This window comes from Amycolatopsis sp. GM8 (genome assembly GCF_021653975.1).
GTDB lineage: Bacteria > Actinomycetota > Actinomycetes > Mycobacteriales > Pseudonocardiaceae > Amycolatopsis_E.
In genome coordinates, this window is sequence record NZ_JAJKFK010000004.1 from 783,873 (window position 1) to 798,558 (window position 14,686).

A 14,686-nucleotide genomic window follows, 5' to 3' on the forward strand; every position below is an offset into this window, starting at 1 on the left:
GGTCTCCTCAGGTGTTGAAGTACTTCGCCTCGGGGTGGTGGCAGACGATCGCGTCGGTGGACTGTTCGGGATGGAGCTGGAACTCCTCGGACAGCTTGACCCCGATCCGCTCGGGCTCCAGCAGGTCGATGATCTTGGCCCGGTCCTCCAGATCGGGGCAGGCGCCGTAGCCGAGGGAGAACCGGGCGCCACGGTAGCCGAGCTTGAAGTAGTCCTCGATCGCCGCCGGGTCCTGGTCGGCGATGGCGAGTTCCTCACGGATGCGGCGGTGCCAGTACTCGGCGAGCGCCTCGGTGAGCTGCACGGACAGACCGTGCACCTCGAGGTAGTCGCGGTAGGCGTTCGCGGCGAACAGCTCGTTGGCGTAGTCCGCGATCGGCTGGCCCATGGTGACCAGCGTGAGCGGCAGGACGTCGGTCTCACCGGACTCGCGCGGCCGGTAGAAGTCGGCCAGGCACAGGTGCCGGTCGCGTTTCTGGCGCGGGAAGGTGAACCGGGTGCGCTCGCCGCCGTCCCCGGTCAGCACGACCAGGTCGTCGCCCTCGGCCACCGCCGGGAAGTAGCCGTACACGAGTGCCGCGTGGGCCAGGATCCCGTCCGTGGCAAGGCGATCCAGCCAGTACCGCAGCCGCGGGCGGCCCTCGGTCTCGACCAGTTCCTCGTACGACGGGCCCTCACCGCCCTTGGCGCCGCGCAGGCCCCACTGGCCGAGGAAGGTCGCACGTTCGTCCAAATAGGACACATAGTCGGCGACCGGGATGCCCTTGACCACGCGGGTTCCCCAGAACGGCGGCGCCGGCAACGGCACGTCGGTCGCGACGTCCGAGCGAGCCGGCATCACGACCGGCTCGGCGGTGGCCTTGCGGGCTTCGGCGATGCGCAGAGACCGCTCGCGGCGGGCCTTCCGCTCGGCGCGCTTCGCCTCCGCCTCCGGATCCACTGCCGGGGCCTCGCCGCGGCGGACGGCCATGATGGAGTCCATCAGGTGCAGGCCTTCGAACGCGTCCCGGGCGTAGTGCACGTCGCCGTGGTAGACGTCGGTGAGATCGTTCTCCACATAGGACCGGGTCAGCGCGGCGCCACCCAGCAGCACGGGCCACTTCTCGGCGACACCCCGGGAGTTCATCTCCTCCAGGTTCTCCTTCATGATCACCGTGGACTTCACCAGCAGCCCGGACATGCCGATCGCGTCCGCCCGCTTCTCCTCGGCGGCGTCGAGGATCGTGGTGATGGGCTGTTTGATGCCGAGGTTGACGACCTCGTAGCCGTTGTTGGACAGGATGATGTCCACGAGGTTCTTGCCGATGTCGTGCACGTCGCCCTTCACGGTCGCGAGCACGATGCGGCCCTTGCCGCCGGAGTCGTCCTTCTCCATGTGCGGCTCAAGGTAGGCGACGGCGGCCTTCATCACCTCGGCGGACTGCAGCACGAACGGCAGCTGCATCTGCCCCGACCCGAACAGCTCGCCGACCGTCTTCATACCGGACAGCAGGGTCTCGTTGATGATCTCCAGCGGCGGCTTCTCCCCCATCGCCGACTCCAGGTCCGGTTCGAGCCCGGACCGCTCGCCGTCGACGATCCGCCGCTCCAGCCGCTCGAACAGCGGCAGCCGCGCCAACTCCTCCGCGCGGGACGCCTTCGACGAGGCCGCCGACACGCCCTCGAACAGCTCCATCAGCTTCTGCAGCGGATCGTAGCCCTCGCGGCGCCGGTCGTAGACCAGGTCGAGGGCGACTTCCCTTTGCTCGTCGGGAATCCGTGCCATCGGCAGGATCTTCGACGCGTGCACGATCGCCGTCGTCAGCCCGGCTTCGACGCATTCGTGCAGGAACACGGAGTTGAGCACCTGCCGCGCGGCCGCGTTCAACCCGAAGGACACATTGGACACCCCCAATGTGGTCTGGACCTCCGGGTAGCGGCGCTTCAGCTCGCGGATCGCGGCGATCGTCTCCAGCGCGTCGCGACGGGTCTCCTCCTGACCGGTGGACACCGGGAACGTCAGGCAGTCCACGATGATGTCGGCGACCCGCATCCCCCAGTTCGTGGTGAGATCCTCGATCAGCCGGGTGGCGACGCGGACCTTCCACTCGGCGGTGCGGGCCTGGCCTTCCTCGTCGATGCACAGCGCGACCACCGACGCGCCGTGCTCACGCGCGAGCCGCATCACCCGCTGGAACCGGGAATCCGGGCCGTCGCCGTCCTCGTAGTTCACCGAGTTGATCGCGCACCGCCCGCCGAGCCGCTCCAGCCCGGCCTGGATCACCGCGGGCTCGGTGGAGTCCAGCATGATCGGCAGCGTCGACGCCGTCGCCAGCCGCCCGGCCAGCTCCGCCATGTCCGCGGCACCGTCACGGCCGACGTAGTCGATGCACAGGTCCAGCATGTGCGCGCCGTCGCGGGTCTGCTCGCGCGCGATCTCCACACAGTCCTCGTAGCGGCCTTCGAGCATCGCGTCGCGGAACTTCTTCGACCCGTTCGCGTTCGTCCGCTCCCCGACCATCAGCACCGACGCGTCCTGCGCGAACGGCACCGCCTGGTAGAGCGACGAAACCCCGGGCTCCGGCCGCGGCTCCCGGCGGGTCCGCTCGACCTCCCGCACCGCGTCCGCGACCTGCCGGATGTGCTCGCCCGTCGTGCCGCAGCAGCCGCCGACCAGGCCGACGCCGAACTCCCGCACGAACCCCGACAGCGCCTCCGCCAGTCCCTCCGGCGACAGCGGGTACACCGCGCCGTTCGGGCCCAGCTCAGGCAGCCCCGCGTTCGGCATCACCGACAACGGCACCCGCGCGGACTTCGACAGCGTCCGCAGGTGCTCGCTCATCTCCGCCGGCCCGGTCGCGCAGTTCATCCCGATCAGGTCGATACCCAGCGGCTCCAGCGCGGCCAGCGCCGCCCCGACCTCGGTGCCCAGCAGCATCGTGCCCGTGGTCTCCACGGTGATCGACGCGATCACCGGCACCCGGCGGCCGGCCAGCTCCATCGCCCGGTGCGCCGCCACGATCGACGCCTTGGTCTGCAGGATGTCCTGGGTGGTCTCGACGATCACCGCGTCCACGCCGCCTTCGAGCAGGCCGCGGACCTGTTCGAGGTAGGCGTCCCGCAGCAGCTCGTAGGGCGCATGCCCCAGGGTCGGCAGCTTCGTGCCGGGGCCGATCGAGCCGAGCACGAACCGTTCCCCGAACTCGTCCGCCGTCTCGCGCGCCAGGCGGGCGCCGGCCTCGGCCAGTTCGAAGATCCGGTCGGCGATCCCGTACTCGGCGAGGTTCGCCCAGTTGGCCCCGAACGTATTGGTCTCGACCGCGTCCGAACCGGACTCAAGATAGCTCCGGTGGATCCCGCGGACGACGTCCGGGCGGGTCACGTTGAGGATCTCGTTGCAGCCCTCCAGCCCGGCGAAATCATCGAGCGAGAGGTCGTGCGCTTGCAGGGCGGTACCCATGGCGCCGTCGGCCACCACGACGCGGGTGGCGAGGGCATCCAGCAGTGGCGACGTCAGACGATCCGGCATGTCGTCCAGGCTACGGTCTCGGGGAGCTCGCGTGGGTCGTAGGCTGGTCGGGTGAGTGACCCAGCCGACCCCCAACAGCAACCGGCACGACCCGCTGAAGACCTGGACGACCCCACCCGCCCGGTGATGGTGGTCGCCTTCGAAGGCTGGAACGACGCAGGTGACGCGGCCAGCACGGCGCTGGAGCACCTTCAGCTGAGCTGGGACGCCAAGCCGCTGGCGGAAGTCAGCCCCGATGATTATTACGATTTTCAGGTGAGCCGCCCGACGGTCCGGATGGTGGACGGTGTAACGCGCCGCGTCGAATGGCCGACCACCCGCCTGTCCATCTGCCGCCCGCCCGGCTACGACCGGGACGTGGTGCTCGTCCAGGGCCCGGAGCCGAACATGCGGTGGCGCAAGTTCTGCGAGGAGCTGCTGGAACACATCATGCAGCTCGACGTCGCGACCGTGGTGACGCTCGGCGCGCTGCTCGCCGACACCCCGCACACCCGGCCGGTACCGGTGACCGGTACGGCGTACGACGCGGAGGCCGCCGAGCGGTTCGGCCTCGAGCGCAGCCGCTACCAGGGCCCGACCGGGATCACCGGCATCCTGCAGGACTTCTGCGTGCAGGCCGGTATCCCGGCGATCTCCATCTGGGCCGCCGTCCCGCACTACGTCTCGCACCCGCCGTCACCGAAGGCGAGCCTGGCGCTGCTGCACAAGCTCGAAGACGTGCTCGACGTCGAGGTGCCGCTCGGCGCCCTGCCCGAGCAGGCCGAGGAGTGGCAGCGCACGGTGTCGGAGATGGCCGAGGAGGACGAGGAGATCTCGGACTACGTCCGCACGCTGGAGGAACGCGGGGACGCCGAGGTGGAGATGTCGGTCGACGAGTCCAGCGGCGACAAGATCGCGGCCGAGTTCGAGCGCTATCTGCGCCGCCGGCGGCCCGGCCAGGAAGGTCCGGGACCGGGACCTCGGTGAGGACGGCCGCCCTCTACGTCGGCGGCCTGCTCGGCCCGTTCGGGGCCGGCGTGGTGGCGTCGATGCTCCCCGAACTGGCCACGACCTTCGGCGTCTCGCAGAGCACCGCCGCGACCTCGCTGACCGCTTTACTGCTGCCGTTCGCGCTGGTCATGCTCGTGTCCGGGACGCTCGGCGAGCGGTGGGGCCCGATGCGCACCATCCGCGTCGCCTACGCCGGGTACTTCGTGGTGGCGGTGCTCGCCGCGATCGCGCCGTGGTTCTGGCTGTTCCAGGTGAGCCGCGGGCTGCAGGGCGTCGCGAACGCGTTCACCACGCCGCTCCTGCTCACGAAGCTCGCGTCGATCACCCCGAAGGAGCGACTCGGCCGCACGCTCGGGCTGTACGGGGCGGTGCAGGCGCTCGGCCAGACCTCCGCGCCGCTGATCGGCGGCCTGGCCGCGGAAAGCTCGTGGCGCTGGGCGTTCGTGGGGATCGCGGCGCTCGCGGCGGTGCTGACGGTGAGCCCGCTGCCGGCCGACCAGCGCGGCGCCGAAGCACGGCCGAGGCTGCGGGACGCGTGGCAGCCGGTCGTGGTGTGGTCCGGGATCGTGGTCTTCGTGGCCTGGGCGTGCCTCGGCGGACTGCCGTTCCTGGTCGCGTTCCGGGTGGACGACGCGTTCTCGCTTGGCCCGGGCGCGCGCGGGCTGGTGCTGACGGCGTTCGGGCTGGCCGGGTTCGCCTCGGCGCGACTGGTGGGCACCGTGTCGGACCGGTTCGGGTCGCGGCTCGCGGTGTTCCTGGGGTTGCTGCTCGGCGCGGTGGCGGTGGGCGTGATCGGGGTCGTGGGCTCACTGCCGCTGGTGGTCGTGGCGTGGGCGGCCGGCGGGGTGTGCGCGCAGCTCGTGCTGGTCGGCATCAACGCGCTGGTGCTGCGCGACGACGGCCGCGGCGGCGCGATCTCGGTGGTGACGGCGTTGCGGTTCCTCGGCATGTCCGTCTCCCCGGCGGCCTTCACCGGGCTCTACCGGCACGATCCGGCGCTGGGCTTCCTGCTGCCGGGCGCGCTGCTCGTGGCCACGACTCCCTTGCTGGCTCAGAGGATCTTCCGCAGCGGCACCGGTCCGCGGGCGCGCTTGGACCACTCGCGCGGGTAGCCGAGCGACACTTCCTCGAACCGCACGCCGTCCGCGTGGGTGGTGCGCGGGATGTGCAGGTGCCCGAAGACGGCGACCTCGGCGCGGTAGCGCAGATGCCAGTCGGCGGTGCGTGTGGTGCCGCACCACATCGCGAACTCCGGCCAGTACAGCGGCGCCGTCGGATGCCGGTGCAGCGGCCAGTGCGAGACGAGGACCGTCCCGTGGTCCTCGGGGATCGCGGCGAGGCGCTCCTCGGTGATCTTGACCCGGTGCGCGCACCAGTCCTGCCGGGTCGGGTACGGGTCGGGGTGCAGGTAGAACTCGTCGGTGCAGACCACGCCGGCTTCGCGGGCCTGGTCCAGCGCGGCTTCCAGGGACACGTCCTCGGCCTGTGGCGTGCGCCAGCTGTAGTCGTACAGCAGGAACATCGGGGCGATCGTGAGCGGCCGGGCGGCGTGCCGCCACACCGGGTACTCGTCCTCGGGGGTCAGCACGTCGAGCTCGCGGCACCGCTCGACGAGGTGCAGGTAGCGCTCCTCGCCGCGCAGCGGCACGTCGTCGCGGCCGGTGGTCCAGAGGTCGTGGTTTCCGGGCACCCACACGACTTTCGCGAACCGTTCCCGCAGCGTCTTGAGGGTCTCGATGATCGGCTCGACCCGCTCCGCGACGTCACCGGCGACCAGGAGCCAGTCGTCGCGGGAATCGGAGCGGACCCGGTCGAGCATCGGTTCGTTGCCGCGGTGGGTCACGTGGAGGTCGCTGGTGGCGTAGAGGCTGGGCACACCTCCACGGTAGCGATCCGCCGCCGGAGGCCGAGCATGGTGACCAGACCGGCAGCCACGTACAGGGCCGCCTGGCCGTCGAGCAGTGCCGGCAACCCGATCCGCCCGGCCAGCGCACCCGCCACGAGCATGCCCAGCGCCTGGCACGCCGCCATGCCCGCGAAGAACGTGCTCGACACGCGACCCAGCCGGTCCGGCCCGACTTCCTGCTGCAGCAACGAGAAAAGCCCCGCCCCGGTCGCCACACCCGGTGCCCCAACCACGATGAACAGTCCGATGTAGACGGCCAGGATGGTGGTCACGGCGGGCCCGTTCCAGATGACCACGGACAACAGGCCGAGCACGATGGTGCCCCAGCCGAGCAGGTGCGCGGGCAGCACCCGGCGCGCGATCGTCGCGACCGCGACCCCGGCGGCGAACCCGCCGATCGCCTGCACCCCGCGCAGCAGGCCGACCTCGGCTTCGCCGCCGCCGAGCGGGCCGGTCACGAACACCACGAACAGCACCAGGAACATGCCCTGCGCCACGGACATCAGCACGGTCGTGGCCGCGGTCACCCGCAGCACCGGGCTCCGGCGGATGTCGGTGAGCCCATCGAGCCAGCCGCTCCACCCAGCGACCTGACCGCGCGAGCGGACGGCGAACCGCGGCACGAGCAGGACTCCCGCGAGCACGAGCAGCGCGAGGTAGCCCGCGACCACCCAGCCGAGCCCGGCGAAGCCCAGCACCAGGCCGCCGAGCGAGCTGCCGGCCAGCCGCGCGACGCTGCTGTTCATGCCCATCAGCCCGTTCGCCGCGGTCACCCGGTCGTCGCCGACGAGCGAGGGCACCAGCGCGTTGCGCGCCGGCTCGAACAGCGACGCCAGGGCCGACTGCGCCATCATCACCAGGTACACGAGCGCGCCGCCGGTGAACAGCAGGGGATCGCGACGGCGGCCTGCGCGAAGCACACGGCGCACAGCAGCAGGCGGCGGTCGTACCGGTCGGCGGCGAGTCCGGCGACCGGGCTGAGCACCACAATGGGCAGGATCCCAGCGATCATGGTGAGCGCGGTGGAGGCGGCCGAACCGGTGGCCTGGTAGATGAACACGGGCAGCGCGACCTGAAGCATCCACTCGGCGGTCTCGGCGAACAACCCGGCGATCCACAGCCTCGCGAATGCCTTGTCCCGCAAGGGACTTCTCATGCACCCGGCCTCCCGTCCGCCTCGATCCGCAGAAACGCCCGCCAACTCGCATGCACTGGCTTCGCCCCCGGCGGCGCATCCTTCCGGATCGGCGCGACATACGGCCGGACGAGCGCCTTGTCCCGCAAGGGACTTCTCATCCGCCCGGCCTCCCGTCCGCCTCGATCCGGAGGAACGCCCGCCAGCCCGCATGCACCGGCTTCGCCTCCGGCGGCGCGTCCTTCCGGATCGGCGCGACGTACGGCCGGACGAGTGCGTCGATCTGCTCGCTGAGCTTGTCCAGCTCGTCCGGGGTGATCCGCAGGGCGTAGGTGCTCATGGCGGCCGCCTGCCGCCAGGCCGGATCGACGTCGTCGACGGTGTCGAGGTAGCGCTGCGCGAGGATTTCCTCCTCCCGAAGCCACGTCCCGGCCAGCGCCTTGCGCTCGTGAGACTCCCCAGGCTCGCCGAAGTCGAGCCCGACCGGCACCGCGCGCCAGGGCCGTTCCCGGCCGTCGGTCGCCTCGACCCGCTCGACCAGGCCCCACTGCGCGAGTTGCCGCAGATGCCAGCTGCAGTTCGACGCCGACGAGTCGACCGCCGTCGCGCATTCGCTGGCGGTGCGCGGACCGGCCGAAAGCAAGTAGCTCAGCAGGGCCGCGCGCAACGGGTGCGCGAGGGCACGCATCAGCTCCGCGTCCCGGATCCGCCGGCGCGGCGGCAGCTCGGCCATGAACTTCCCCAACTCTGAAAGAACTCTTTCGAAAGACTTCTTTCATAGTTGCGGACCGAGGCGATCCGGTCAAGCGCGGAAATCCGGTTGCGGCCGGTCGTAGCCTGGGAGGCACCATGAAGAACTGACATCCCGCCCTCCCCGCGCCCGAGGCACCGCCCGGCGGGGTCCCGCGCTACCCCGGGATGTCTTCATGCACGCACACGACCTCGTGTTCTCCTACCGCGACCGCGTCGTCTTCGACGGGCTGTCACTCACCGCCAGCCCCGGCCGCCGGATCGGGCTGGTCGGTGAGAACGGCGCCGGCAAGACCACGTTGCTGCGCCTGCTCGCCGGGCTGGAGGAACCCCTGTCCGGCAGCGTCGAGCGCGGCCCGGACCTCGGGTTCCTCTTCCAGGAACTGCCTTTTCCCCCTGGCGCCACGGTTTCCGACGTCGTCGACGACGCGCTCGCCGAGATCCGGGCCGCGGCGGCGCGGCTCGACACGCTCGCCCGGCAGGCCGAAGATCCCGCCGCGCTGGCCGAGTACGGGCAGGTACTGGAGTGGGCGCAGACACACGACCTGTGGGACGCCGACCGGCGGGCGAAGCTGGTGTTAGCCGGGCTGGGGCTGGCGGAAATCGACCCGGACCGACCGCTGAAAACGCTTTCCGGCGGCGAGCGATCCCGGCTCGGGCTCGCCGCTCTCCTTGTCCGGCAACCGGAAACGCTCCTGCTCGACGAGCCGACCAACCACCTCGACGACGCGGGGATGCACTTCCTCGAACGGCATCTGTCGGCGCTGGACGGAATCGTCGTGCTGTCCTCGCACGACCGCGTGTTCCTCGACGCCGTGTGCACCGACATCCTCGATCTCGACCCGGCGCTCGGTGGGCCGGCCCGCTACGGCGGCGCGTACTCGCAGTACCTGGTGCAGAAACGCGCGGAGCGGGCACGCTGGGACCAGCGTCACGCCGAGGAACAGGACGAGCTGAAGCAGCTGCGCGAGTCCGTCGCGGTGACCGCCCGGGACGTCGCGCACAACCGGGCGCCGCGCGACAACGCGAAGATGCTGTACGACTTCAAGGGCGGCCGGGTGCAGAAGCAGATTTCGCGGCGGGTGCGCAACGCGCAGCAGCGCCTGGACGAGCTGACCCGCACGCAGGTCCGCAAGCCGCCCGCTCCCCTGCGCTTCGCCGGGACGCTCACCGGGCGGCCCCGCACCGGCGAACTGGCCTTGTCGCTGCGGGACGTGCACGTGCCGGGGAGACTCCACATCGGACACCTGGACGTGCCGGACACCGCGCGGTTACTGGTCACCGGCGGCAACGGCGCCGGAAAGTCCACTTTGCTCAGTCTGCTCGCCGGTGCGCTGGCCCCCGCGAAAGGTGCGGTGCGCCGACGCAGGGGCGTCCGGGTCGGGCTGCTGGAACAGGACGTCGTGCTGACAGACCCGGCGAAGTCCCCGCGCCAGCTCTACGCCTCCGCCGGCGCCGAAGTCCCGCTCACCGAGCTCGGCCTGCTGCAGCCGCGGGACCTCGACCGGCCGGCGGGTTCGCTGTCCGTCGGGCAGCGGCGGCGCCTGGCGCTGGCGATCCTCATCGCCAGCCCGCCGGACGTGCTGCTGCTGGACGAGCCGACGAACCACATCTCGCTCACGCTGGCCGAGGAGCTGTTCAGCGCGCTGGACTCGGCGCCCGGCGCGGTGGTCGTCGCCTCGCACGACCGCTGGCTCCGCCGCGAGTGGCACGGCACCCGCCTGAGCCTGGACCACGGCGAGGTCACCGGCTGATCAGCCCGGCGTGTCCCGGAGGATGCGTACCGCGCGGGGGCCGACGCCGTGCAGCGCCAGGAGTTCGGCGTCGGTGCGCGCGAGGGCCTGGGCGAGCGTGGTGATCCCGGCGCCGGTGAGGGCACGGGTCGCGGGGGCACCGATGGCCTTGGGCAGGTCGCCGACGGGCGCGGCGGACACTTGCGCCGCAAGGGTTTTCGGTGCCCGCGCGAGCCACGCGCGGCGCACCCAGTGATTGAGCCGCTGACCGTTGATGTCCCCGATCGGCACCGTGACCGCCCCGGCCCGGCGCGCCGCGGCCGGATGCGCGGCCAGCACCTCGTCCGCGTCCGCCGCGGGGAGGCACAGCTCCACCAGCCGGTCCTCGCCCAGCGCGGCGAATTTCTTGCCGCGCACCGAGAAAACGCCGTCGTCCTCGGCCGTCTCGGGATACGACAACGCGGCCTTCCGCAGCTGGGCGAGGGTCGTCATGTCAGAGCTCGACGCCGAGCAACGCGTCCGCAGCGGTCCGCACCAGCCCCGGCGCGCTGGGATCGGTTCCGTTGCCCCGCAACGCTTCCGCGACCCACGCGTCCACCGCCGCGAGCGCCGCCGGGGTGTCGAGATCGTCCGAGAGGTGATCCCGCAGCCGCGCCACGGTGTCCTCCGCCGCGGGCCCGGCGGACCGCGAAACGGCCTCCCGCCACCGCGCCAGCCGCTCCTGCGCCTCGGTCAGCAGCGAGTCCGTCCACGCCCGGTCGGTACGGTAGTGCCCGGCGAACAACGCGAGCCGGATCGCGGACGTGTCCACCCCGTCCGCGCGCAGCCGCGACACGAACACCAGGTTCCCGCGGGACTTCGACATCTTCTCGCCGTCGAGGCCGATCATCCCGGCGTGCACGTAGTGCCGCGCGAACGGATGCGTCCCGGCCAGCGCCTCCGCGTGCGCGGCGCTGTACTCGTGGTGCGGGAAGATCAGGTCCGAGCCGCCGCCCTGCACGTCGAACGCCATGCCGAGCCGGTTCACCGCGATCGCGCTGCACTCGATGTGCCAGCCGGGCCGCCCGGCGCCCAGCTCCGCCTCCCACGACGGCTCGCCCGGCCGCGCGCACCGCCACAGCAGCGCGTCCAGCGGGTGCCGCTTGCCCGGCCGGTCCGGGTCACCGCCGCGCTCGGCGAAGAAGCGCGCCATCGTCGGCTCGTCGTACTTCGACTCGTAGCCGAACCGGCCGGTCGCGGTGTGGTCGAAGTAGATGTCCGGGAACTCCGGGTCGTCGGCCCGGTACGCGGCTCCGGCGGCGAGCAGCTTCGCGATCACCTCGACGATCTCGGGAATGCTCTCCACCGCGCCGACGAACTCGCGCGGCGGCAGCACCCGCAGCGCCTCCATGTCCTCGCGGAACAGCGCGGTCTCGCGCAGGCCGAGCACGATCCAGTCGTCCTGGTCCCGCTCGGCGCGCTCCAGCAGCGGCTCGTCGATGTCGGTCACGTTCTGCACGTAGAACACGTCGTGCCCGTTGTCCCGCCACACCCGGTTCACCAGGTCGAAGGCCAGGTAGGTCGCCGCGTGCCCGAGGTGCGTCGCGTCGTACGGCGTGATGCCGCAGACGTACATCCGCGCGGTCTCCCCCGGTGCGGTCGGGCGGACCTGCCCGGTCGAGGTGTCGAGCAGCCGCAGGGGGCGCGGCACGCCCGGGACGTGGGGCAACGGGACCGATGACCAAGTGCGCATGCCTCCCACCCTAAGCCGCGTTTGGACGCGACGTCCCGGCTGGTGGGAAGCGCGCGGCTCAGCCGCCGGTGGTCAGGGCCCGCAGCCTGCCGAGATCACCGAAGAACGAGTCCTGGTTGCCGGGCAGCGGTCCGGCGACCGCGGACTGCCAGAAACCGGCACGCCAGCCGCCCGGCACCTCGCCCATATCGGTGTTGTAGCGGGCCAGCCAGAGGACGTGGTCGGCGGCGAACGCGGTGCTGTTCGCGGTGCACGCCTTCCACCACCGCGTGGACGTGTAGATGATCGGGGTGTGCCCGGTGCGGCGCTGAAGCGTGCTGCTGAAGTCCGCGATCCAGGCGACCATCGCCTGCGGCGGCAGGCCGTAGCAGGGCGGCGCGGAGGGCGTGTCCTCCAGGTCCAGCGCGGGCGGCAGGGTCATCCCGTCGGAGAACCACTTTCCGTCGTGCGTGTGCAGGTACACCGCCTGGTCGGCGCCACTCGACTTGTCCGGGCGGGCGTAGTGGTACGAGCCGCGGATCAGCCCGGCGGCCTTGACCGCGCGGAACTGGGTGACGTAGTTGGGGTTGACGTAGCCGACCCCCGCGGTGTCCTTGACGAAGGCGAACACGGCGCCGTGCGCCTTGGCGGCCGCGAGGTCCGGCACGCCCTGGGACGCGCTGAAGTCGAAGCCCGCGAGCGTCGCCTGGTCCGCCTGGGCCACGCAGGGCACCGCCAGTGTCGCGCCGATCGCGATCGCGACCAGCGCCGCGACCCGCTTCAAGATCATGACCACGCCGGGAACGCTAGATCAGCATCGCCCGAATGGCCGCTTGACAGCCTGATCATCGGCCGATCGGGTGATGGAACGACGCCGACCACATCGCGGCGAGCCCCTCGGTCAGCTCCTCCGACGTCGGCGCGCCGTCCGGGTCGAGCAGCCACTGCACGGACAGCCCGTCGCAGATGGCGATCACGAAGCTCGCCACCGCCTGGCAGCGGCGGTCCGCCGGATCGGTGCCGTCGCCGAGCGACTCCGCGACCAGCGTCGCGACCTTCTGCCGGCAGCGCCGGTACTGCTCGGCGAACTGCTCGCGCAGCGACACCGTCCGCTCGGCCTGCGCGAGAGCCTCCACATAGGACAGCAGCAGATCACGCGTGGCGGGCAGGTTGTCGAGCATCGCCGCCCAGGCGCGGCGGCCGCGCTCGACGGGCGTCACGGCCGGGTCGGCCATCGCGATCCGGGCCAGCTGGTCGGTCCACTGCTCGAACACCTCGCCGATCGCCGCGTTCAGCAGGCCGGCCTTGGACCCGAAGTGGTAGCCGATCGAGTGCAGGTTGGTGCCGGACTCCGCGACGAGATCGCGCGTGGTGATGTGCGCGTAGCCCTTCTCCTCCAGGAGGCGCCGCGCCGCGGTGAGCAGCTGTTCCCGATGGCCCATGGAAGGAGGTTAACGCTGGACACCATCGCTTACACGCGCGTATAAAAAGAGGCGCCCATCGCAGGCGAGGAGGTCCGGCATGACCAGCACGCTGCCCCGGGTCGCGACGACCCTGCCGCCGGGGCCGAAGCTGCCGCCGATCGTGCAGACGTTGCTGTTCGCCAACTTCCGCCACCGCCTGCTGCCGCTCCTGCGGCGCCGCTACGGCGACCTGTTCACCGTGCGGCTCTATCCCAACCGGCAGGCCGTCCAGCTGGCGAACCTCGAGCACATCAAGACGGTGTTCGCCGGCCCGGTCACCACGTTCCACGCCGGCGAGGGCAACGTCATCCTCAAGCCGATCATGGGCGAGCACTCGGTGCTGCTCACCGACGAGGACGTGCACCTGCGGGCGCGGAAGCTGCTGATGCCCGCGTTCCACGGCGCCGCGCTGCGCGGCTACCGCGACATGATCACCGAACTGGCCGAGCAGGAGGTCTCCCACTGGCCCGCCGGGCAGGTTTTCCGCTCGCACGAACGGATGCAGGCGCTGACGCTGGAGATCATCCTGCGCGTCGTGTTCGGCGTCGCCGAGGGGCCGCGGCTCGACGAGCTGCGCCGGCTGCTGACCGGCCTGGTCGACATCGGGGTGCTCGACCTGTTCGGCCTCCACAACGAGAAGCTGCGGAAGATCGGCCCGTGGAAGCGGTCGAAGCTGCTGCAGGACCGGGTGGACGAGCTGGTGTACGCGGAGATCGCCGAGCGGCGGACGGCGGCGGATCTGGCCGAGCGCGGCGACGTGCTGTCCCGCCTGCTGACCGTGTCCGCGGAGGAGGACCGGCTGACCGACGCCGAGCTGCGCGACCAGCTGATCACCCTGCTGCTGGCCGGGCACGAGACCACTGCGACGTCGCTCGCCTGGGCGTTTCACGAGCTTTCGCGTGACCCGGTCCGGCTCGGCGCCGCGCTGAAAGCCGCCGACGAGGGTGACGAGAAGTACCTCGAAGCGGTGGCGAAAGAGGCGATGCGGCTGCACCCGGTGATCTCCGAGGTGGCCCGCAAGCTCACCGAGGACGTCGAGATCGGCGGCTACCGGTTGCCGGCCGGCGCGACCGTGATGCCGTCGATCGTGCTGGTGCACTCGGATGCCGCGCACCACGACGCGCCGGACGCGTTCCGGCCCGAGCGGTTCCTCACCGACGGCGGCCCGGCGAGCGGCACCTGGTTCCCGTTCGGCGGCGGTGTGCGCCGGTGCCTCGGCGCGGGATTCTCCTTGCTGGAAGCCACGATCGTGCTGCGGGCGGTGCTGTCGCGCTACCGTCTCGCACCCGACCGCGCCCGCCCCGAAGGCTCACGCCCGCGGCACATCACCATGGTCCCCGCCCGCGGCTCCCGCATCGCCGTCACCCCGCGCTAGCCCCGCGGGATCAACCGGGTAACGCATTTCCCTGCGGGCTGGCGTGATCCGCCGCTACACTCGCCGCGCGGCATATTCGGATAAACACTGGGGGGTCGGTGTGGCGAAATGTTTT

Annotated in this window: 13 protein-coding genes; 4 read left to right on the forward strand and 9 right to left on the reverse strand. The window is 71.3% G+C overall.

Annotated elements, in window-relative coordinates; all coding sequences use genetic code 11:
• Positions 1-7 precede the first annotated feature (7 nt).
• The gene (gene metH / locus LOZ83_RS22260; protein WP_236793077.1) at positions 8-3,508 is read right to left on the reverse strand and encodes a methionine synthase; all 3,501 of its coding nucleotides are present in this window, start codon (positions 3,506-3,508) and stop codon (positions 8-10) included.
• Positions 3,509-3,559: 51 nt separating this feature from the next.
• On the opposite strand from metH, the gene LOZ83_RS22265 reads away from it, so the two are divergent.
• Positions 3,560-4,474, forward strand: a complete 915-nt coding sequence (locus LOZ83_RS22265; RefSeq protein WP_308190266.1) for a PAC2 family protein — start codon at positions 3,560-3,562, stop codon at positions 4,472-4,474.
• Positions 4,471-5,610, forward strand: a complete 1,140-nt coding sequence (locus LOZ83_RS22270) for an MFS transporter (protein WP_308190267.1) — start codon at positions 4,471-4,473, stop codon at positions 5,608-5,610. The genes LOZ83_RS22265 and LOZ83_RS22270 overlap by 4 nt, the downstream gene beginning before the upstream one ends.
• On the opposite strand, the gene LOZ83_RS22275 is transcribed toward LOZ83_RS22270, so the two are convergent.
• The 4 genes from LOZ83_RS22275 to LOZ83_RS22290 form a co-directional block, all read right to left on the reverse strand.
• Complete coding sequence (locus LOZ83_RS22275; protein ID WP_236793078.1) at positions 5,550-6,374, reverse strand: metallophosphoesterase; 825 nt, start codon at positions 6,372-6,374, stop codon at positions 5,550-5,552. The genes LOZ83_RS22270 and LOZ83_RS22275 overlap by 61 nt on opposite strands.
• Complete coding sequence (locus LOZ83_RS22280; RefSeq protein ID WP_308190268.1) at positions 6,338-7,324, reverse strand: MFS transporter; 987 nt, start codon at positions 7,322-7,324, stop codon at positions 6,338-6,340. Before LOZ83_RS22280 ends, LOZ83_RS22275 begins: the two co-directional genes overlap by 37 nt.
• Positions 7,258-7,560, reverse strand: coding sequence for an MFS transporter (locus tag LOZ83_RS40485; protein ID WP_308190269.1), 303 nt, complete (start codon positions 7,558-7,560; stop codon positions 7,258-7,260). The genes LOZ83_RS22280 and LOZ83_RS40485 overlap by 67 nt, the downstream gene beginning before the upstream one ends.
• A gap of 136 nt (positions 7,561-7,696) precedes the next feature.
• On the reverse strand, positions 7,697-8,272 hold the full coding sequence (locus tag LOZ83_RS22290; protein WP_236793080.1) for a helix-turn-helix transcriptional regulator: 576 nt from the start codon (positions 8,270-8,272) through the stop codon (positions 7,697-7,699).
• Positions 8,273-8,465: 193 nt separating this feature from the next.
• Between LOZ83_RS22290 and LOZ83_RS22295 the strand changes: the two genes are divergently transcribed.
• Complete coding sequence (locus LOZ83_RS22295; protein WP_236793082.1) at positions 8,466-10,043, forward strand: ABC-F family ATP-binding cassette domain-containing protein; 1,578 nt, start codon at positions 8,466-8,468, stop codon at positions 10,041-10,043.
• Here the strand turns inward: LOZ83_RS22295 and LOZ83_RS22300 are convergent, their stop codons facing one another.
• The 4 genes from LOZ83_RS22300 to LOZ83_RS22315 are packed head-to-tail and all read right to left on the reverse strand — an operon-like array spanning position 10,044 to position 13,175.
• Complete coding sequence (locus LOZ83_RS22300) at positions 10,044-10,514, reverse strand: hypothetical protein (RefSeq protein ID WP_236793084.1); 471 nt, start codon at positions 10,512-10,514, stop codon at positions 10,044-10,046.
• 1 nt (position 10,515) lies between these two features.
• Positions 10,516-11,754, reverse strand: a complete 1,239-nt coding sequence (mshC, locus tag LOZ83_RS22305; RefSeq protein ID WP_236793086.1) for a cysteine--1-D-myo-inosityl 2-amino-2-deoxy-alpha-D-glucopyranoside ligase — start codon at positions 11,752-11,754, stop codon at positions 10,516-10,518.
• A gap of 58 nt (positions 11,755-11,812) precedes the next feature.
• Positions 11,813-12,523, reverse strand: a complete 711-nt coding sequence (locus tag LOZ83_RS22310; RefSeq protein WP_236793530.1) for a GH25 family lysozyme — start codon at positions 12,521-12,523, stop codon at positions 11,813-11,815.
• Between the two features lie 55 nt (positions 12,524-12,578).
• Positions 12,579-13,175 carry a TetR/AcrR family transcriptional regulator gene (locus tag LOZ83_RS22315; RefSeq protein ID WP_236793088.1) on the reverse strand — a complete coding sequence of 199 codons (597 nt, stop codon included), beginning with the start codon at positions 13,173-13,175 and terminating at the stop codon, positions 12,579-12,581.
• 79 nt (positions 13,176-13,254) lie between these two features.
• On the opposite strand from LOZ83_RS22315, the gene LOZ83_RS22320 reads away from it, so the two are divergent.
• On the forward strand, positions 13,255-14,571 hold the full coding sequence (locus tag LOZ83_RS22320; protein WP_236793089.1) for a cytochrome P450: 1,317 nt from the start codon (positions 13,255-13,257) through the stop codon (positions 14,569-14,571).
• Positions 14,572-14,686: the final 115 nt, after the last annotated feature.

Excerpts from the sequence above, each read along its gene's own strand:
- LOZ83_RS22290 (WP_236793080.1), bottom strand. The coding sequence starts at position 8,272 with ATGGCCGAGCTGCCGCCGCGCCGGCGGATCCGGGACGCGGAGCTGATG.
- LOZ83_RS22320 (WP_236793089.1), top strand. The coding sequence starts at position 13,255 with ATGACCAGCACGCTGCCCCGGGTCGCGACGACCCTGCCGCCGGGGCCG.
- LOZ83_RS22300 (WP_236793084.1), bottom strand. The coding sequence starts at position 10,514 with ATGACGACCCTCGCCCAGCTGCGGAAGGCCGCGTTGTCGTATCCCGAG.
- LOZ83_RS22295 (WP_236793082.1), top strand. The coding sequence starts at position 8,466 with ATGCACGCACACGACCTCGTGTTCTCCTACCGCGACCGCGTCGTCTTC.
- LOZ83_RS22315 (WP_236793088.1), bottom strand. The coding sequence starts at position 13,175 with ATGGGCCATCGGGAACAGCTGCTCACCGCGGCGCGGCGCCTCCTGGAG.
- LOZ83_RS40485 (WP_308190269.1), bottom strand. The coding sequence starts at position 7,560 with ATGAGAAGTCCCTTGCGGGACAAGGCATTCGCGAGGCTGTGGATCGCC.
- mshC (WP_236793086.1), bottom strand. The coding sequence starts at position 11,754 with ATGCGCACTTGGTCATCGGTCCCGTTGCCCCACGTCCCGGGCGTGCCG.
- LOZ83_RS22310 (WP_236793530.1), bottom strand. The coding sequence starts at position 12,523 with ATGATCTTGAAGCGGGTCGCGGCGCTGGTCGCGATCGCGATCGGCGCG.
- metH (WP_236793077.1), bottom strand. The coding sequence starts at position 3,508 with ATGCCGGATCGTCTGACGTCGCCACTGCTGGATGCCCTCGCCACCCGC.